This is a genomic window from Sphingobacterium sp. UBA6320, assembly GCF_002440335.1.
Lineage (GTDB): Bacteria > Bacteroidota > Bacteroidia > Sphingobacteriales > Sphingobacteriaceae > Sphingobacterium.
The window spans coordinates 70,683-90,268 of sequence record NZ_DJTA01000030.1 but is presented as its reverse complement, the minus strand read 5'-3'; the positions used below and the strand labels follow the sequence as shown (position 1 = coordinate 90,268).

12 protein-coding genes and 1 tRNA gene are annotated in these 19,586 nt (G+C 37.3%); 7 read left to right on the top strand and 6 right to left on the bottom strand.

The window, feature by feature from the left end:
• The first annotated feature begins 73 nt into the window (after positions 1 to 73).
• The 3 genes from B3P23_RS19280 (at position 74) to B3P23_RS19270 (ending at position 7,667) form a co-directional block, all read left to right on the top strand.
• A complete protein-coding gene (locus tag B3P23_RS19280; protein ID WP_293928845.1) occupies positions 74 to 3,256 on the top strand; it encodes a TonB-dependent receptor in 3,183 nt (1,060 codons plus the stop codon).
• A gap of 402 nt (positions 3,257 to 3,658) precedes the next feature.
• Entirely contained in the window at positions 3,659 to 6,532 is a 2,874-nt protein-coding gene (gcvP, locus tag B3P23_RS19275) for an aminomethyl-transferring glycine dehydrogenase (RefSeq protein WP_045754231.1), read from the top strand.
• A 304-nt stretch (positions 6,533 to 6,836) separates the two neighbouring features.
• Complete coding sequence (locus B3P23_RS19270; RefSeq protein WP_248755096.1) at positions 6,837 to 7,667, top strand: N-acetylmuramoyl-L-alanine amidase; 831 nt, start codon at positions 6,837 to 6,839, stop codon at positions 7,665 to 7,667.
• A gap of 49 nt (positions 7,668 to 7,716) precedes the next feature.
• On the opposite strand, the gene B3P23_RS19265 is transcribed toward B3P23_RS19270, so the two are convergent.
• The 6 genes from B3P23_RS19265 to B3P23_RS19240 form a co-directional block, all read right to left on the bottom strand.
• Positions 7,717 to 9,030, bottom strand: coding sequence for a hypothetical protein (locus B3P23_RS19265; protein ID WP_045754233.1), 1,314 nt, complete (start codon positions 9,028 to 9,030; stop codon positions 7,717 to 7,719).
• Between the two features lie 144 nt (positions 9,031 to 9,174).
• Positions 9,175 to 9,717 (bottom strand): NUDIX hydrolase, encoded by a 543-nt coding sequence (locus B3P23_RS19260; protein ID WP_094771836.1) that lies wholly within the window; start codon positions 9,715 to 9,717, stop codon positions 9,175 to 9,177.
• Positions 9,718 to 9,725: 8 nt separating this feature from the next.
• Entirely contained in the window at positions 9,726 to 11,459 is a 1,734-nt protein-coding gene (locus B3P23_RS19255) for a phospho-sugar mutase (protein WP_045754775.1), read from the bottom strand.
• A 77-nt stretch (positions 11,460 to 11,536) separates the two neighbouring features.
• Positions 11,537 to 12,223, bottom strand: a complete 687-nt coding sequence (locus B3P23_RS19250; protein ID WP_293928841.1) for a hypothetical protein — start codon at positions 12,221 to 12,223, stop codon at positions 11,537 to 11,539.
• 108 nt (positions 12,224 to 12,331) lie between these two features.
• A complete protein-coding gene (locus B3P23_RS19245) occupies positions 12,332 to 13,099 on the bottom strand; it encodes an enoyl-CoA hydratase/isomerase family protein (protein WP_293928839.1) in 768 nt (255 codons plus the stop codon).
• A 22-nt stretch (positions 13,100 to 13,121) separates the two neighbouring features.
• The gene (locus B3P23_RS19240; RefSeq protein ID WP_293928837.1) at positions 13,122 to 15,788 is read right to left on the bottom strand and encodes a carboxypeptidase-like regulatory domain-containing protein; all 2,667 of its coding nucleotides are present in this window, start codon (positions 15,786 to 15,788) and stop codon (positions 13,122 to 13,124) included.
• 126 nt (positions 15,789 to 15,914) lie between these two features.
• Between B3P23_RS19240 and purD the strand changes: the two genes are divergently transcribed.
• The 4 genes from purD (at position 15,915) to B3P23_RS19220 (ending at position 19,573) form a co-directional block, all read left to right on the top strand.
• The gene (purD, locus tag B3P23_RS19235) at positions 15,915 to 17,189 is read left to right on the top strand and encodes a phosphoribosylamine--glycine ligase (RefSeq protein ID WP_293928835.1); all 1,275 of its coding nucleotides are present in this window, start codon (positions 15,915 to 15,917) and stop codon (positions 17,187 to 17,189) included.
• Positions 17,190 to 17,278: 89 nt separating this feature from the next.
• A tRNA-Glu gene (locus B3P23_RS19230) sits at positions 17,279 to 17,350 on the top strand.
• 569 nt (positions 17,351 to 17,919) lie between these two features.
• Complete coding sequence (locus B3P23_RS19225) at positions 17,920 to 18,660, top strand: aspartate/glutamate racemase family protein (RefSeq protein WP_293928833.1); 741 nt, start codon at positions 17,920 to 17,922, stop codon at positions 18,658 to 18,660.
• A 199-nt stretch (positions 18,661 to 18,859) separates the two neighbouring features.
• Positions 18,860 to 19,573 carry a pirin family protein gene (locus B3P23_RS19220; RefSeq protein WP_293928831.1) on the top strand — a complete coding sequence of 238 codons (714 nt, stop codon included), beginning with the start codon at positions 18,860 to 18,862 and terminating at the stop codon, positions 19,571 to 19,573.
• Positions 19,574 to 19,586 lie beyond the last annotated feature (13 nt).

Sequence of the window (19,586 nt, the reverse complement as noted above, 5' to 3'; positions counted from 1 at the left end):
GATAACATACAGTTCAGTTCTAGTTAACAGGTGGTCGTTAGTTTTGCCGTATAACAATGTAACGAAATACTAGATGAAAGAATTTTTACTAACCACATGTTTAGCCGTAATGGGATCGGGTTTATATGCACAGACAACACAGGCTGGCTTTGCAGGAAAAATTACGGACGAAAATTCAGTGGGGGTACAGGGAGCTTCGGTCGAGGCTCGCAATGAATCGACAGGTTTTACAACCAAAACATCTACCAATGCTCATGGTGATTATAATTTTAAAGAATTGCCTTTGGGCGGTCCTTATACAATTAAGGTAACCTATATCGGTTATGGCGAACAGATCAGAAAAGGCTATAACTTAAATCAAGGGGATCTAATCCGTGTTCATATTCCCATTCAAAATGCATCGAATGTTTTAGAGACTGTTGAATTGCGAGGTGTGAGCACCTTGAAAAATCAAATTGAAAATTTGGGTGCGGCAACTTCTGTAACGGCAAAGGATATCGCAAAGCTACCTGTCAATGGAAGGAACTTTACTTCTTTAATGGACTTGTCGCCTTTGAGTAAAGGTGATAATATCGGTGGGCAGCTTGGTTCATCAACCAACTTTACCATAGATGGGATGAATGCCAAAAATCCAACATCTGCGGGTTCTACAACAAGCCGAAGTGGTGCTCCGTTTTCGATATCCATTGAAGCGGTACGTGAATTTAAGGTGGTGACCAATCAATATGATGTCACCTATGGTCGAGCGGGAGGCGGTACTGTTAGTGCGGTGACGAAGCAGGGAACCAATAAAACACAAGGAAGTGCGTGGATCTATTCAAGGGCAGACTGGTTATCTAGTCCCTATACGATTGATGGAAAAAAAAGGACCAATGATTTTTCGACTTATCAGTATGGTTTTACCTTAGGTGGTCCAATTATTAAAGATAAACTCCATTATTTTGTTGCATGGGATCATCAAAAGGATGCTAGACCGTTGATTATAGCGGATATTACTTCTACTCTGGATGAGGAACGTTTTAAAATCTCACCTGAAAATTTAAATGAATTTGTTAATATCGGTAGACAAAAATACGGTGTGAGCAACGACCCTCAGTTTGGCTCTTTTGATAAAAAAAGAAATTCTGATGCCGTGTTTGGTCGAATTGACTGGCAGATCAATAATAGTAATTTACTGACCATCCGCAATAACTTCACTAGCGATATCAATAAATTGGGGTTACAGGACAATAAACCGATTACTCTTTATGAATCGTATGGTAATGACAAGAATATTGATAATAGCTTCTTAGCGACATTGAGAACTTCTGTTTCATCAAACATCACCAATGAGCTGAAGTTACAGCATCTATATACGTATCAAAATAGTAGTCCTGGTGATCAGTTGCCAAGTCAAAATATCCCAAGAGCGATCGTAGAAAATATCGTCAGTCGAGTGGGAACTAATGATTTAAGAACAACTGCTCAGTTAGGAGGACACCGTTTTGCTCAAGAGTCTTTTAAAAACAATGTCTTCCAATTAGTTAACAATCTATACTACAATACCGACAAGATCAATTATACATTTGGTGTTGATCTGATGTATACGCATGCTAGTTCTGTATATGGTAGCGAAGTCAACGGACGCTTTCACTTTGGAGCAAGTGATTCCAGAACTGCACTTCAAAATTTTCAAGATCAAAAAGCCTATAATTTTTATAGAGAAGTCCCTTTAGTTGCCGATCCAACAGTTATTGGTAAGATCTTTAATGCTGGAGCATACGGACAATTACAATCCAAATTAGCCACTGGTCTGGATTTGGTTGCGGGCTTGCGTTTTGATTATGGACATTATCCGACTTCCCCGTTAAATGAAGAGCTATTGAAAGAAGTTGGGGTTAGAACGGATCATAAATTGAAATCTCTGGTCATACAGCCTCGTTTTCAGATGACATGGGATGTGAATGAAAATCATAAAGACTTCTTCCGTATCGGTGCAGGAATATTTGCTTCGGACATAAATAATTACATGACGATCAATAATTTGACATTTGACGGTAAGCACTTTGCAACGGTTGATGTTCGTGGTACTGATGTACCTACACCAGATTTTGTGAAATATCGTCAAGATCCTTCTTCAACTCCGACTTTGGCACAATTTCAAGTTCCAACCATTAATACCTATGGTCCAGATGCTAAAATACCGGTAGTATATAAGGCAAATATGTCTTATTCACATTTCTTTACCGAAAAATTGAAAGTAGGAGTTTCTGCTTATATGAATTTGGGAAGAAACAATTACATGTATGTCGATCGCAACATGGTGAAGGATCCATTCTTTAGATTGCAGAATGAGGATAACCGTGGGGTCTTTGTACCCTTATCGGCTATCGTAAATGGAGAGTCTGATTGGAAACAAGGTCGTATATCTAATAAATTTGGTCGTGTACTGGAGTTAAATTCTGAAGGTAAGGTCAATCAATTTGCCGTTGTATTAGACGCCAGTTACCAATACTATAAGGATGGTTCAATTTCGGTGAGCTATACCTGGAATGATGCTAAAGATAATACTTCGTACAACGGAAATGTGGCCAATACCGCAACGTTATCTTTAGCTGTAAAAGATGATCCTAGGGATTTGAGCCATATGACTTACTCGAATAATCAATTCCGCAAAAAAGTTGTTATTTATGGTACATTGCCTACATTTTATGGGGTTAGCGTAGGGGTTCGTTATTCTGGTATCGGCGGTACACGTTATAGTTTACTGGCTGGTGGTAATATCAATGGTGATTTTGTTGCTGGAGATAATGATCTGGCCTATATCTTTGATCCAAATAGTAGCAAGACTCCAACCAACCTTGCTGATGGGCTGCAAGCATTGCTAAACAATCCAAATGCGAGTCAAAGTTTAAAGGAATATATTAAAAAATATGAGGGTGCTATGGCGCAGCGAAATGGAGGGATTAATGGTTTTTATGGGCTAATCGATTTGCGTATTGCGAAGAAGTTTAATCTATATCAATCTCATGCACTGGAAGTATCTGCGGATCTGTTTAACGTCGCCAATTTATTCAAGAAAACTTGGGGTGTCAATGAATCTTTAGGTAATCAAGCGCTATATTCATTGGGTGTAAAAGCTGCAAATGGAAATCCAGCTTTGCCTGCATTTGATAATGTCAAACAACAATTTAATTACAATTTGAACAATACAGGTGTGGTCAATCCATCTGGTAATCCTTACCAATTTCAGTTAGGCTTACGCTATTCGTTTTAATCTTTTTGAATAGAAAAAACGGGGTGTTTCTTCATTATGAAGAAACACCCCGTTTTTTGTAGTACAGATTTGAGGTTTTAAAGATAAATTTGAATCTGCTGATTGTGACAATTTTTTTGCAAGATTTTGGAGGCTTTTTCATGGATGACTATAGGTTGTTACGCACGGTGTTTTCAGGTGGGTTTATCTGTGCTAGATTGCCTTTAAATTTTGATTAAGAATGAGATCGCAAACGATTGTTTTGTATTGGTATTCTAATAATTATTTTTACGATCATAAACCGCTTTTTTTAGGACTTTAAAAAATGTATCTTTGCACATCCAAAAAGCAGCTGTTTTGCTATTATTTTTAAGAAAACCAAAAAAGTAAAAATCTAGCGAAAGGCATTAATTTTTTGCACACATGAGTAACATACATTTTCAAGAAAAATTTGAAGATCGTCACAACGGACCAAGATCGGTTGAAACGAAAGAAATGTTGGAATTTTTAGGCGTTGACTCGCTTGACCAACTTATTGAGCAAACTGTTCCTGCACAGATTCGTGCTAAACAAGCTTTACAATTGCCTGCTGCTTTAAGCGAAGTCGCTTATTTGAAAAGGGTAAAACAAATTGCAGAAAAAAATAAAGTGTTCAAGTCTTATATCGGACAAGGTTATTTTGATGTGATTTTACCAGGTGTTATTCAAAGAAATGTCTTTGAAAATCCAGGATGGTATACACAATACACGCCATACCAAGCAGAAATTGCTCAAGGCCGTCTACAGGCTTTGTTAAATTTTCAAACTGTTATTTGTGATTTAACAGGATTAGAGATCGCGAATGCGTCTTTATTAGATGAGGCTACTGCTGCTGCTGAAGGTATGTTTATGCTTTACTCAGCTCGTAAAAATAAAAATGCTCATGTTTTCTTAGTTTCTGAAAATGCTTATCCACAAACGATTGATGTATTAAGAACTCGTGCATTATCTTTTGGGATTGAACTTCGTATTGAAGCTATTTCTGAAGATAGTTTAACGGATGATGTATTTGCTGCATTTGTTCAGTATCCTGCTGGAGATGGTTCTATCATTGATTATAAAGCTTTCACTACTGCCGCTCACGCTAAAAACATTACTGTTTGTGCTGCTGCAGATTTGATGAGTTTAACTTTGTTGACTCCTCCGGGTGAATGGGGTGCTGATGTTGTTGTGGGTAATTCTCAACGTTTTGGTGTACCAATGGGTTTTGGTGGTCCTCATGCTGCATTTTTTGCAACTAAAGATGCTTTCAAACGTAATATTCCTGGTCGTATTATTGGTGTTACAACTGATTCTAACGGGAACTATGCATTGCGTATGGCACTTCAAACTCGTGAGCAACATATTCGTCGTGATAAGGCTTCTTCTAACATCTGTACTGCACAGGCTTTGTTAGCGATCATGGCATCATTCTATGCGGTGTATCATGGTCCTCAGGGAATCAAAGATATTGCAAGCCGTATTCATGATTTGACTCAATTGTTAGATCAAGCTGTTCAACAATTAGGTTATACACAATTAAATAAAAACTATTTTGATACTGTACGTTTCGAATTAGGAGGTGAAGTTGCTGGATTAAAATCTGAAGCTTTAAACAATGAAATGAACTTCCATTATGTTGGTTCGGTAGTTGGTATCTCTATTGACGAATCGACGACATATGAAGATATTTTAACGATCGTTAAAGTATTTGCGAAAGTTAAGGCAAAAAATATAGCAGATGTTGATTTCGAATCTATTGAATCATCATTGACATCAGCGTTGCCAGCTGACTTGGTTCGTACTTCTGAGTACTTAACGCACCCGATATTCAATAGCTACCATTCTGAGCATGAGATGTTACGCTACATCAAATCTTTGGAAGCTAAAGATTTATCATTATGTCACTCGATGATTCCATTGGGATCATGTACGATGAAATTGAATGCTACTGCTGAGATGACTCCAGTTACCTGGTCTAACTTCGGTGGTCTACATCCATTTGCTCCTGCAGACCAAACTTCGGGTTATATGCAGTTGATCGGAGAGTTGAACGAGTGGTTATCTGAAATCACGGGTTTTGCTAAAATGAGTTTCCAACCAAACTCTGGTGCTCAAGGTGAGTATGCCGGTTTAATGGTGATTCGTGCTTATCACGAAAGCCGCGGAGATCATAACCGTAATATCTGTTTAATTCCTGCTTCTGCGCACGGAACTAACCCTGCTTCAGCTTCTATGGCTGGACTGAAAGTTGTCGTTGTTAAATGTGATGATCGTGGTAACATTGATGTTGAAGATTTGAGAGCGAAAGCTGCAGAACATGCGGCTAATTTGAACTCATTCATGGTGACTTATCCGTCAACACATGGTGTGTTTGAAGAGCCTATCATTGAGATCTGTGAAATTATCCACGAAAATGGTGGACAGGTATATATGGATGGTGCTAATATGAATGCTCAGGTTGGTTTGACTAGCCCAGGTCGTATTGGTGCTGACGTATGTCACTTGAATTTACATAAAACATTCTGTATCCCTCACGGTGGTGGTGGTCCTGGTATGGGTCCAATTGGTGTGGCAGCACACTTAGTTCCTTTCTTACCAAACCACGAAGTAGTTGAAGTTTCTGGTGCTGAGGGTATCACTGCAGTATCTGCTGCTCCGTTTGGTTCTGCATCGATCTTGATTATTTCGCATGCTTATATTGCAATGATGGGTGCAGATGGATTGACTAATGCTACGAAAACAGCTATTTTGAATGCAAACTATATCAAAGCTCGTTTGGAAAACCACTACCCAGTATTGTATTCTGGAGTAAATGGCCGTTGTGCACACGAGATGATTTTAGATTGTCGTTCTTACAAAAATGTAGGTGTTGAGGTTGCGGATATTGCTAAACGTTTAATGGATTATGGTTTCCATGCTCCTACAGTTTCTTTCCCTGTGGCTGGTACTTTGATGGTAGAGCCTACGGAGTCTGAATCTAAGGCGGAATTAGATCGTTTCTGTGACGCTTTGATTGCTATTCGTCAAGAAGTTGCTGCGGTTGAATTGGGGGATGTTGATCAGGTAGATAACGTGTTGAAAAATGCACCTCATACTGCATCTGTTGTAACCGCTGACGAGTGGACGAAATCTTATTCTCGCCAAACGGCTGCATATCCTTTGACTTATTTGAAAGATCGTAAGTTTTGGCCTTCTGTTGGTCGTGTAAATGACTCACAGGGTGATAGAACATTAATTTGTTCATGTCCTTCTATTGAGGAGTACGCTGAAGCTTAATCCAGGCATATTCTTGTTAAAAGCCTTCATTTGATCAAATGAAGGCTTTTTTTTATAAAATGATCTGGAGATTAAGTATAAAATTTTACTGATGCAGCAGGCATATGGTAACAGTGGAGTATCTAAGGGGATATCGCTGTAAAATTTAAAAAGATATTTTCTGTTATTTAATAACTGTTTAAAACAAATTTATCTAAGTTTGTTTGTACTGAGGTAGGCGTTTGCTGATAAGGCGTAGCAAAAGCTGTCGGAGAATTAATTAGAGATAAACGAGTTAAGTGCACATCGAATAATCACATTGAAAATGAAAATAAAAGCAACAATAACCTTTCTAGTAATAACAGCACTATTTGCTTCCTGTTCGACAGGTAAATACGCGGCTACTGAAAAAGTCTATAAGAAAAAAGCAAAGATCCTTGCCAAAGAATATGCTACTACTCCAGTCACCAACCAAGCTATTGGTAAATTGCCGATATCCGTTGAAAAAGAATGGATCGCATCCATAAACTTTGGCATGCGCAAACCAAACTATGTGGTCATCCATCATACGGCTCAGGATTCATTGGGACAGACGATACGTACTTTTCACTCTGAGAAAGCGGGTGTTAGTGCGCACTATGTCGTTGGTCGTACTGGTAAAGTCGTGCAGATGGTCAATGATTATTACCGTGCGCATCATGCGGGTATAGGCAAGTGGGGAAATGATACGGATCTGAATTCTTCTTCTATTGGTATTGAATTAGATAATAATGGAACCACCGATCCCTGGACTGATGCCCAGATCAACGCACTGACGGAATTATTGTCATATCTGAAGGTGAAATACAATATTCCACAGGCAAATTTCATTGGCCATATGGATTTGGCGCCTACCCGAAAAAATGACCCTTCACGCTTTCCTTGGAAAACGTTAGCAGATAAAGGTTTTGGTTATTGGTACGATGAATATCTGGAGACTCCGCCGATAGATTTCAATCCAAAATTGGCATTAAGAATTATTGGTTATGATGTTAAAAATTTAGATGCAGCGATAAAAGCTTTTAAACAGCATTATATTCAGAGTAATGCCAATGTAGCCATCTTGAAGGATAACGATCTGAAGATCTTATATTCGATCTACAAAAAGTTCTTATAAACAATATAGGCTCCATTCGGAGCCTATATTGTTTAATATCTGATGTTGTTTACACCGTTTTCACATATTTAATGTCGTAATTTTCGATGTCTATGATGTAGCCATTTTTAATTAGGAAATCGAATAGGGGTTTTGCTTCTTCGGAAACAGACATATTTTGTGTCGTAATAATCTTGTTTTCCTTTTTCAATAAGTAAGGATATGCATACAATTTGATGTTCTTGTTAAACATACCTGAAATATAGGAAAGCAACTCATTCGTGTAATGCTCCTTATTGTAATTGTCCGAATTAAAGATATTTTTTAAATTGGAAACGTTGGTTGCAATACCAATATTTTTTGGTTTAAAATTATTGATAAACTCTGCAAGGTGATTATTCCTTCTAAAATTGCTGACAATAATATTGTTTCCTGTTGAGCACAGTTCTTCGGCACGATGTGCGAACTCTTCTAGATCTTTGTCGGTAATGATATGATCTTCTTCAAGCACATTGCCCATCAATACTTCAATCAGTACAACTGTATTTTCTGATGTTGCTCCTGTATTCTTTTTAAATTGATCAACTGCAAGGTTGAATAAGTCAAAGTTTGGCAGGGATTTTTGTCTATATTTTGTTCTTAAAAGAATGATATTCTTTTTGTAAAGGTAGTCTTTGATCTGTGCTGCTTTGCCATCTGGTTTGAAGATAGCTGCTTTAGCAAATCCTTTTGCAATGAGATATAGGTTAATAAGCCTTTCATTCACATTTTCAAATAAAGGACCACTTACTTTTACAAGATCTATTTCTACTGATCCAACAGATAAATTGTCAACTAATGACTCGATCATCGTTTGTACGTTATCAGTATAGTAATAGGCTGCAAAAAGTAAATTGACGCCAATGATGCCTAGTACTTTTTGTTGTAGCTGATTGTCACTATCAAGAAGTCTGACGTGTATAATGATATCATTGGTAGGGCCATCTACTTCATGTTGAAATCTAACACCGATCCAACCATGTGGTTCGTTTGTTTTTGTGAAGTTTAATGTGGTAACGGTATCGGCAAAAGCGAAGAATTTTTTATTGCAGTATTTTTCACCATGTAAGCGTTTTGTCAATAGATCAAATTCATGTTTTAACATTTTTGTTAAACGGGTGCGGCTTACATATCGACCATCTTCTTCTTCTCCGTAGATGGCATCGCTGAAGGCCATATCGTATGCAGACATTGTCTTGGCTATTGTTCCCGATGCAGCTCCTGCATTGAAAAAATTACGAGCGACTTCTTGACCGGCTCCAATTTCAGCAAAAGTGCCGTAAATCTCTGAGTTTAGATTTATTTTAAGTGCTTTTCTTTTGGTTTCAAATATTTCTCTTACCATCATGCAAAGGTACAAAAAATGATAGGGTGGAGAAAACGAATGGCTGAATCTCTGATATTTAATCAATTCATAATAATAGGGTTATTTTGATATCAAAATAACCCTATTTGTGTCAAGTTTATGTTAAATATGAATCTATTTTGCCTAAAATATTTTCAATTTGTGAAAGGCATAAAATAGGGCAGAACTTTGCAGTGCCTGTCCAAATTTATTCTGAAGAAGTAATTCTTTAGCCTCTTCCAGCGATACTAACATGACTTCAATATCTTCACTTTCATCTAAATCTTGTTCTTGAACTTTTTTACCTCCTTGCATCAGGTAAGTATGCGTAATATTTTTACTTGTTGCCGGATTAGCATATAGTTCAGCAATTTTCTCGATCTTGGAAAAAGCATATCCTGTTTCTTCTAGCATTTCTCGTTCCGCTGCGAATTGGGGTTCTTCACCTTCTTCCATTGTTCCAGCTGGAATCTCCAGAATAATTTCTTCCGCGGCATGGCGGTATTGTTTGATGACAAGAAGTTTATTGTCTTCTGTAATACCTACCATGTTGACCCAATTTGGATATTCGAGCACGTAATAATGATCGTTAATCGTACCATCAGGCAGTTTGCATGTATCTCGACGCAAGGTTGCCCAAGGTGCTTGACTGATATATTCTGATGAGAGTAGTTTCCACTTTTGCATAGCAACGATTAAATAATATCAGCCATCATTCGATCTACTTTTGCTGATAATTCTTTTTGAAGTTCAGCGTAATTGGATTGATCTGTTAATGCTGCTTTTACAGAACAATAAAACTTTATTTTAGGTTCTGTACCGGATGGTCTTGCTGAGATAACATCTCCGTCTATGGTGATAAATTGTAAAACATCTGATTTTGGTAATTCGATGGCTTTTTTATCTCCAGATGCCATATCAATCGCAACCGAATTTTCGTAATCGCGGACTTCTACGACGGCAATATGACCTAGTGATTTGGGTAGGTTTGCACGTAGATTGCTCATCATGGATTTGATTTCTTCTGCACCAGCCTTACCTTTTTTTGTTAATGACACCAATTTTTCTTGATAACATCCAAATTCTTGATAGATATCCAAAAGAACTTCATATAAGGATTTGCCTTTTGATTTATAATAAGCGGTCATCTCGGCCAAGAAGGCACAGGCATTTGGCGCATCCTTGTCACGTACAAGGCTTCCAACTAAATAGCCATAGCTTTCCTCTCCGCCGACAAGATAAGTTGCTGAGTCGCCTAATTTGGTCATCAGCTCGCCAATATATTTGAAACCAGTCAATGTTTCGTAATATGGAACTTGAAAATGGTTGGCAATTTCCGCTTGTAGGTTGGTCGTCACAATGGTTTTGACGACGTATGGATTATTGTGGAGTTGATTTTGTTCCTTTTTTGAACTTAATACGTAATAAACCAATAGGCTCCCGATCTGATTACCATTCAATAACTGGAAATTACCTTTATCGTTTTTAATGGCAATACCGACACGGTCGGCATCAGGGTCGGTAGCTAGTACAAGGTCTGCATCTACCTCTTCGCCTTTCTTTTTTGCCAAGGCCATCGCGTCTTCTTCCTCTGGATTAGGATAAATCACAGTTGGGAAATTGCCATCAGGGGTCGCTTGTTCATCCACAATGATGACATTTTCAAATCCCCATTCTTTTAAAAGTTGGGGAACAATGGTTATTCCTGTTCCGTGGATTGGGGAAAATACAATTTTAAGATCTTTCTGCTCTTGTACTGCTTCGGGATGTATGCTTAATTTTTTATTTTCTTGAATATAGATTTCATCTATTTCTGGTCCTACGGAAACGATATTTTCAGGATTAGACTGAAATCGTATTTCCGATACACTTTGAATCGTATTTACTTCTGTAATGACATTCTCATCGTGGGGAGCTGTTAATTGGCATCCATCGTTCCAATAGGCCTTATATCCATTATATTCTTTTGGGTTGTGAGAGGCTGTAAGCATGACACCACTTTGGCAACCAAAATGACGGATGGCAAAGGATAATACCGGTGTAGGTCTAAGTTCATCAAATAAATAAACCTGTATGCCATTAGCAGAAAACACATCAGCGACTAGCTGTCCAAATATTTGTGAATTATTGCGACTGTCATAAGAAACTGCAACCTTGATCGGTTGGTTTGAGAATTGTTTTTTTAAATAATTAGCTAAACCTTGAGTAGCTTTACCAATGGTATACTTATTCATTCTATTGGAACCTACACCCATGATTCCACGTAGACCTCCTGTACCAAATTCTAAATCTTTGTAGAAAGAATCTGTTAATTCAGTTGTTTCGTTGTTGTCGATTAATTTTTTTAAAGCTGTTTTCGTTGCTTCGTCGTATTCTGAGCCCAGCCATTGATTGACTTTTGCTTGTATTTCTTGATCCAGACTAATCATTTTTTTGTGAATTAAAACTGTCAAATTAAAAATTTTTTTAGGATTATGATGCTTTTCTCGTGAAATATAATTTCAGGTTAAGCATCACAGCTTCCATAGGCACGATCTATAACCGTTAATACCCATCGATTACTTTGCTTCGTGATATGAAAGATAAGTGGTGCATTTTTGTCTGTTAAGATGACTCGGTAGCTTTTGGCTTCGAGTGCTTTTAACTTTTGTATTTCTGCATCTGATATTTTTGCTTCCAAAATTTCATTCATAAATTTTGCCGTTTGGGACAATTCTGTTGGATGTTGCTTATTGTTACAGAATAATCCTTTTTTATTCCAGGTTTCTTTTCCACAGTCGTATACGGGCAGTATTCCAAAGGTTACTTTTCCTGAGAAATTGGGTTTTGGATAGGGATAATATTCTGGAATCGGATGATTAAAATCAATGGATGTGGCATGTACATATATGGCTTGAACTCCAGGTCTGTAAATGGTATAGAGACCTATTGTTTTGTCAATATAGCTGTTTAATGCTTTTGAATCTTGCATGCTATACGCACGTACTATATTTGATATTGCTCGATCAATAGATTCATCTTGTGCGATTTCTTGCTTCGGGACAGCGAGTGTATCCATCACTTTTGGTAATGAATCTGCTGTGGTTGTAGCGATGGAATCTTGTTGACTTTCTTTTTTATCAGCAGTTCTGTTGCAACTACCGAGCGCGATGATCGATATGAACAAGAGAACCATTATATTTTTTAACATCATTGTTATTATCTACTAAAAATGGATTAGAATTTCCCTGAGTTATTTACAAAAATAGAACATCGGAGGTCTTAAACAAATGTGTCATAAATTAATCGGGTTAATTTATTGTTATTTTTTCTTGTTTGTCAAGTTATCGATGATTGTTTTTAATATGCTACGTGTAGATGGTTTCCACCACTGTACCAATATTTTTTCAATCGTCTCCTCTTGCTTTACAGTTAACTGTTCAAAAAGTTCTGATCTAAAATTCAATTTGCAAGATTGCCATGTTTCTTTATCGAACTGTGTCACGGACTTAATTTTGCGTAATGCGGCTGTTTGGATGGCATTTGGTGAAACGACTTCGTCCACTAAGCCTACCGTAAGGGCTTCTTGTGGTGTCAACAATTTTCCTTCTAATAAGAAGCGATAGGCATTGGCTTTACCAAGCCAAAAGCTGTAGAGATGAAAGATGCTATCGGGTACGATGAGTCCAACAGGTATTTCGTTTAATCCAATGATAAAATTGCCTTTAGCCATAATGCGATAATCACAACAAAGTGCTATCACGCAGCCTCCAGCAGGACTATGTCCTGAAATCGCAGAAACGAGTGGTTTGGGAAAGGATGCTAGATCTTTGGTGTTTTTCAAGAATAGGGTCCAAAATGCTTTTATTTCGGCTTCACCATAGTCATATAGCGCAATCAAATCTAAACCAGCGCTAAAAAAACCTTCTTTGCCATGTATGATGACTCCCTCAATAGCAGGGTCTAGTTTTAGTTCTTGAATAGTTGTATTTAATTCTTGCAACAGAACCATGTCAATTGCATTGGATTTTCCACGGTCTAAAAATATATTTGCGATGCGATCTTCTGTTTTGATTACTATATGTTTCATAATATTTTTTGTTGTTGTCGATTTAATCTCTCACACTAATCTGTATTGCTTTTCTTCCTATTCTGCCGGTGAAGTCTATTCCTTCCAAAATAACGGTATAAGGGCCTTTTTCGTCCGATGTATAGAAATCAAAACTCGCTTCTCCTGATTGATTGGTAATGAGATTGGGCTCCCAATGTATCGTTGTTCTTAGGTCTGAACCTATTGTCGAAGCTTGTGTGGCGTCGTAGATTGGTTTATAGAATGTACGATTGAGGTAAAGCCCTTTAGGTATAAAGGTTCGGATGCCAGTGGGGGTAAAAGCACGTGCAGCACCATCACCTCTTTTGGTCGTGATTAAGATCAAACCATTACCTCCATAAGATCCATATATCGAGGTGTAATTAATATTGCGTAACACCTCAATGCTAGCGATATCTGGTGCGCTTAGCATTGAAATTTGATCGCTTTCAATATACATTCCATCAAGCACAATTTGCATGGGACCATTACTTCGGGTGCTATAGGGTATGCCATTTTGCCATCTAACCCCTGCTAGTCTTCCTGCAAGGCATTGTTCTAACGTAAAACAGTTTGCTAAATCTTCTTCTGTAAGCACTTGGTCTGCATTTCCTGATCCATTTAGATTACTTGAATTTTGAACAATTTTTTTCTTATTTGTACGTGTTATTTTTACTTCTTCGAGTTGAATGGACCTGGACATAAGTCCTGCTTTTTCGAGTTCGGAAAAGTAGGTTTGGGTACTGTTGATATTTTCCAAATATTTGGTGTTGATATGATTCATAATCTCTGGAAAATTTTTATTGGAATCATTTATTGGAATATCCATCTCGTCTAAATCGATATCAAGTCTATTTTTATCTTTTTTTGATGTAGCAGTAATAATAAATTTGGTACTGTCTGGAAATAAGAGTTCATCAAAAGAAAATCTTCCGTCTATGCCTGTTAATGTGTCAATGGCGGCAAGCATATTGGACGTTGGGATTAACGTAACAGTGGCTTGTGGTACAACTACTTTACGACTCAGTTTCTTCACTGTGCCTGATATGGATAAACTCTTTTCAACCGGATATTGTGGTTTATTGAGGGTATCGTCTAATGCGGACCAATCCAATTTCCTCCAGCCTTGTATGAGCATGAGGTCGTCTAAATCAACTTTTTTGATCTCTTCATTAGCTGGAAAATAATAGTTGGGATTTTCTATGAAGCCGTTGATTTCTGAACATAGTAATAAGGATGTATAGATACTTGATCGGTGATTAGAATCAATTTTTGTATTATTGGTATTGACCACAGATGCGGATAATGCGGAGATTCGAGTAGAATCTTGGCTATTTCCAGTTATAACTGTGATTGTTACTTTTTCTCTTAGCCCATATGTTGGTTTGTCTGTATTGGTGTTGATCGCTAATCGTTTATCAGACCGATAGTTGAAGATCATGCGTTCTAATATCGGTTTCAAATTGGCATCCAAGATGGACAATTGAATGACACCCAGCGGCAAGCTTGGTCTGGGAATGGAAAAAAGAATTTCTTTGGTATTTAATTTTTGCTTGGCTACATGGAAGATCGTGCCTTGGTAATGTGCGATCAAGTAAATCTGTTGTTGATCTATTTTATCTGGACTACCGCTTACCTGGACGAATACTCTATCGTCTATCAGGTTGGCAACATTCATATTTAATCCTGAAAGTTGTACGGCAGGAAAAGGAACTTCTTTTTGAGTGCCATCTGTAAAGGTGGCAATAGCTGTATATTTTTTTTGTGCGTCTAAATTTACCTGATAGCTTGCCATACCTAGCGGGTTGGTTTCGAATAGGGACATCACTTCATTGTTATTATCAACGATTTTGATTTCAGCTTTTTCTCCAAGTCCTCTACTATTAAGTGCTTTAAAGCCTATTTTTGTGAGTATGTTATGTGTAATGGTACCGGCTTCAGGTAGTATCTGTAAGCTATAATTTGATTTATCGGAAGGGACTGTCAGGAGTTTATGAACAGTGATTCCATCTATAGATTTGAAAGATAAATTAATCGTTTCACCAGCTGATATATCTTTCATATCAATCAAAATTTGACCTTTTTGATCTGTTTTTTGCCGTGCACTTTTTAATTTGCCATTTTTTAATTGTGTTTTATAATTGATATTAACCTCTGGTAAAGGATTTCCTGAAAGTGTTTTTAGATTTATAGCATAATATTTTTTATCTCTATCGACGATGATTTCCTCATCTGTCATGACGTGATCAGAACGGCCATTGTATATCGGTATTGTCTTATCAAAGAAATAGGCTGAGCTATCATTTCTCATCCACTGAGTATAGGCTCGGATGCGGTAAGAACCTTCTATGAGGGTGTCTGTGAGAGGAAAATCAGCAATTCCTAGACCAGCTATCAATGGTATTTTTAATGTATTGATCGTTTTATTTTCGGGTGAAAGCAGATCAATGTAGGCTATACGGCTTAATCCGGATAATTGATTTTCTGGAGCAAAAGTACAATATAGCTTCATCCAAATGGTTTCTCCAACAGAATAGCTTTCCTTATCCATGTGGATATGGATTTTTTCTTTTGGATTTTGTGAGGCGTGACGCTGTAATTTATCGAGGAGTGGATGGATATCTGTTTGCCCAAATGATACCAATGACATGATGCATAACAAACCGAAGAAAATTGCCTTAAGACGCATAAATTGAGGATCAATAATTTGGAATAAATTACGAAAAAATATTAAATAATTTGTTGTTTTTAAATGGATATCAACGCAATTTTAAATTTTCTCTTATAATTAAGCTAAAAAAAATATCTTTGTAATATGAATATCCTAATCATTGGTTCTGGCGGTCGTGAATCAGCCTTCGCCTATAAACTTTCGCAAAGTAAGCGTCTTCAAAATTTATTTATTGCTCCTGGAAATGCAGGTACGGGTGTATATGGTCAAAACGTTGCTTTAAAGGTAACCGATTTTGATGGTATCGCAAGTTTTGCCTTGGCGAATGATATCAATATGGTTTTGGTTGGTCCAGAAGAACCGCTTGTTAAAGGTATTCATGATTATTTCTTGAACCGTGCAGATTTGAAACATATTCCTGTTATTGGTCCACAACAGGAGGGAGCACAATTGGAGGGTTCTAAAGACTTTTCAAAACAATTTATGGATCGTCACGGTATCCCGACTGCTGCATCACGCTCTTTTGACAAGAGTAATTTGGAAGAAGGGCTTGCTTATCTAGAAACTCAAAAATTGCCCATCGTATTAAAAGCGGATGGACTGGCTGCCGGAAAAGGCGTATTGATCTGTGAAACTTTGGAAGATGCTAAGTTGGAATTGAAAGCGATGATCGCTGATTCTAAGTTTGGTGCTGCAAGTGACGTGGTTGTTGTTGAAGAGTTTTTAAAGGGAATTGAATTATCTGTTTTTGTACTGACAGATGGCAATTCATATAAAGTATTGCCTTCTGCAAAAGATTATAAACGTATCGGTGAAGGGGATACGGGCTTAAACACAGGAGGAATGGGATCGATCTCACCAGTTCCGTTTGCTGATGAAGTGTTTTTAAGTAAGGTTGAAGAGCGTATAATAAAACCTACTGTTGAGGGACTGAAGAAAGATCAAATTCCGTATAAGGGATTTATTTTTATAGGCTTGATGAATGTAGAAGGGGAGCCGCTAGTGATTGAATACAACGTGCGTATGGGTGATCCTGAGACAGAATCGGTTTTACCTCGTATTGAATCTGATTTAATTGATTTGTTAGAAGGTGTTGCGCAAGGCAACTTAGATACACGTTCTTATACTGTTTCTTCAAAAACTGCTGTAACGGTTATGTTAGTTGCGGGCGGATATCCTGGAAACTATGAATCTGGCAAAGTAATCTCAAATATAGAGAATGTAAAAGAATCTATTGTCTTTCATGCTGGAACAGCGACACAGGATGGCGATATCGTCAGTGCTGGTGGTCGCGTTATTGCTGTGACGACTTTACAAGATACCTTATTTGATGCTTTGCAACAGGCCACAGCTGATGCTGGAAGGATCTATTTTGAAGGTAAATATTTCCGTAGAGATATTGGTTTTGATTTGATCTAATAAATTTTTTAAATCTTTTTTGGAAGATTGATAAAAATATCTATATTTGCATCTCCAAACAGGGAAATATCCCGATGGAGATGCCAAATGGCCCGTTCGTCTAGGGGTTAGGACGTTAGATTTTCATTCTAGAAACAGGGGTTCGATTCCCCTACGGGCTACTAAAACGACTTAAGAAATTAAGTCGTTTTTTTTGTGACTAAATTTTCAGAATGACTATCCAAGATGCTTTTTCTTGATACAATAATATTTCAAATGTATTATTGTCGTCAATATCAAATCAATGAAATCACGTGACCAAATAAAAAATCCATATTATATATCGGTTTATTATTTGGTCCATTTTTTTATCTTCCTATTTTCATATGGTCAATGTTAGAATTTATTAGGAAATAGGGTCAGTGCGTAGGCTATTTATATATCTATTGATGATAAATCAAGCATAGCTGCTAATAATCGATCGAGATCTTTTAGCGAATGCTCGATATATGCCTTTGGCACCTCGTTTGCATATTTCTAAAGAAAAAATGAAAGCGGTATAGTGGATTGGCATACTGATTATGGGTTAAGAGTTTTTATATTCATAATTGAAAAATTGCTGTGACGTTTAATAATTCGGATATATGAATGGGGGTTATAAACATCTTTAATGGAATTATTTTTGGATAAAGGAGAGACCTTTTGGTCTTATGGATAACGAAGAGGTGCATTAAATTAGAAAACGAAGAATATGATTGGTATTATAGGAGGTGTTGGTCCTTTAGGGGGATTGGACATTTATAAAAAAATTATTGAAGAGACTATTGCTGTATCAGATCAGGAACATTTACCGGTCATGCTTTATTCATTTCCTAATTTGATTGGTGATCGAACGGCCTATTTAAATGGAAATTCAACCATAAATCCAGCTATAGCAATTGCCGAAATAACAAGGCAATTAGAGCATGCGGGAGTAACCGTGGTAGGTATTCCATGTAATACAGCGCATGCTGCTCCAATTTATTCTGTCTTTGAGCAGGAGCTTGCCCGAACGAATCAAAAGATTAAAGTATTGCACCTGATTAGCGAAACCGTTGCTTTTATGAAAGCTCTTTATCCACAGGCAAAAGTGGGTATTCTTTCTACTACGGGCACCCGTAATTCGGGTCTTTATCGGGATATGTTATTGGAGGAAGGGTTTGAAGTCGTGGAACCTAGTGATGAATGGCAAGGGCGTGTACATGATGCTATATATGATAAAGAGTATGGTATTAAAGCACAATCTACTCCTGTTACAAATAAGGTCCGTCTGGAACTGCATAGTGCTATGGACGAATTGAAAAAGGCAGGAGCGGAGATCATCGTTTTGGGATGTACAGAACTACCATTGGCGCTTCCAGAAAATGATCATAATGGCATGAATCTGATTGATCCAAATCGCATATTAGCGCGAGCACTTATTTATGCTTTTTCACCAGATAAGTTAAAATAGCCTGATGACGTGTATGTCTTACTGGGAATTCTTCTGCAATAGAAATGTTTCCAGTGTGATTTATAACCTTGTGAAGATGATGATATAGGTGTGTGAAATGATCAGTTGATTTGTCAATATGTCATGCTAAAAAGTCCATTATTTGCTGATTTATAGCTTGGTATTCTATTTGAGTGTTTGAACATATAAATATAAGAAAATGCAAAAGATAATACATAAATCAGAAAATCGTGGACATGTTGACTTTGGATGGTTGAAAAGTGCCCACTCATTTAGTTTTGGAAACTATTTTGATCAAGATAAGGTTAATTTTGGGGCATTACGTGTTTTAAATGATGATTTTGTCGAAGCAGGAAATGGTTTTGGTCGTCATCCGCATGACAATATGGAAATTGTTAGTATTCCCTTGGAAGGTGTTTTATCACATCAAGATAGTATGGGTACCAGTCGTGATATCCAAACAGGAGATGTGCAAATCATGTCGGCAGGTACTGGTGTAACGCATTCTGAATTTAATGGAAGTAAAGAGAATCCGGTTAAGTTTCTTCAAATTTGGGTCATCCCGAATGAAAGACAGTTGACCCCTAGTTATGACCAGAAGTCTTATGCAGATGTAGATCGTAAAAATAAATTTGCAACTGTTGTATCTCCAAATAAAGCAGATAGTCATGCTGTGTTTATTCATCAAGATGCTTATTTTAATTTGGCAGATCTAGATGCTGGTATAAGTACAAATTATACTTTACATGGACAAGGCAATGGTGTTTATATATTCGTACTAGAAGGTAGTCTTCAAATCGCAGGAGAGGTTATAAATCGTAGAGATGCGATCGGAATATGGGAAATAGAGGATATTGATGTACAAGCAACATCGGATGCTAAAGTATTGTTGATTGAGGTTCCGATGTTTTAATTGATTTTATTTA

Excerpts from the sequence above, each read along its gene's own strand:
- B3P23_RS19280 (WP_293928845.1), top strand. The coding sequence starts at position 74 with ATGAAAGAATTTTTACTAACCACATGTTTAGCCGTAATGGGATCGGGT.
- B3P23_RS19270 (WP_248755096.1), top strand. The coding sequence starts at position 6,837 with ATGAAAATAAAAGCAACAATAACCTTTCTAGTAATAACAGCACTATTT.
- B3P23_RS19265 (WP_045754233.1), bottom strand. The coding sequence starts at position 9,030 with ATGGTAAGAGAAATATTTGAAACCAAAAGAAAAGCACTTAAAATAAAT.
- B3P23_RS19250 (WP_293928841.1), bottom strand. The coding sequence starts at position 12,223 with ATGATGTTAAAAAATATAATGGTTCTCTTGTTCATATCGATCATCGCG.
- B3P23_RS19220 (WP_293928831.1), top strand. The coding sequence starts at position 18,860 with ATGCAAAAGATAATACATAAATCAGAAAATCGTGGACATGTTGACTTT.
- B3P23_RS19225 (WP_293928833.1), top strand. The coding sequence starts at position 17,920 with ATGATTGGTATTATAGGAGGTGTTGGTCCTTTAGGGGGATTGGACATT.
- B3P23_RS19255 (WP_045754775.1), bottom strand. The coding sequence starts at position 11,459 with ATGATTAGTCTGGATCAAGAAATACAAGCAAAAGTCAATCAATGGCTG.
- B3P23_RS19260 (WP_094771836.1), bottom strand. The coding sequence starts at position 9,717 with ATGCAAAAGTGGAAACTACTCTCATCAGAATATATCAGTCAAGCACCT.
- B3P23_RS19245 (WP_293928839.1), bottom strand. The coding sequence starts at position 13,099 with ATGAAACATATAGTAATCAAAACAGAAGATCGCATCGCAAATATATTT.
- purD (WP_293928835.1), top strand. The coding sequence starts at position 15,915 with ATGAATATCCTAATCATTGGTTCTGGCGGTCGTGAATCAGCCTTCGCC.
- B3P23_RS19240 (WP_293928837.1), bottom strand. The coding sequence starts at position 15,788 with ATGCGTCTTAAGGCAATTTTCTTCGGTTTGTTATGCATCATGTCATTG.
- gcvP (WP_045754231.1), top strand. The coding sequence starts at position 3,659 with ATGAGTAACATACATTTTCAAGAAAAATTTGAAGATCGTCACAACGGA.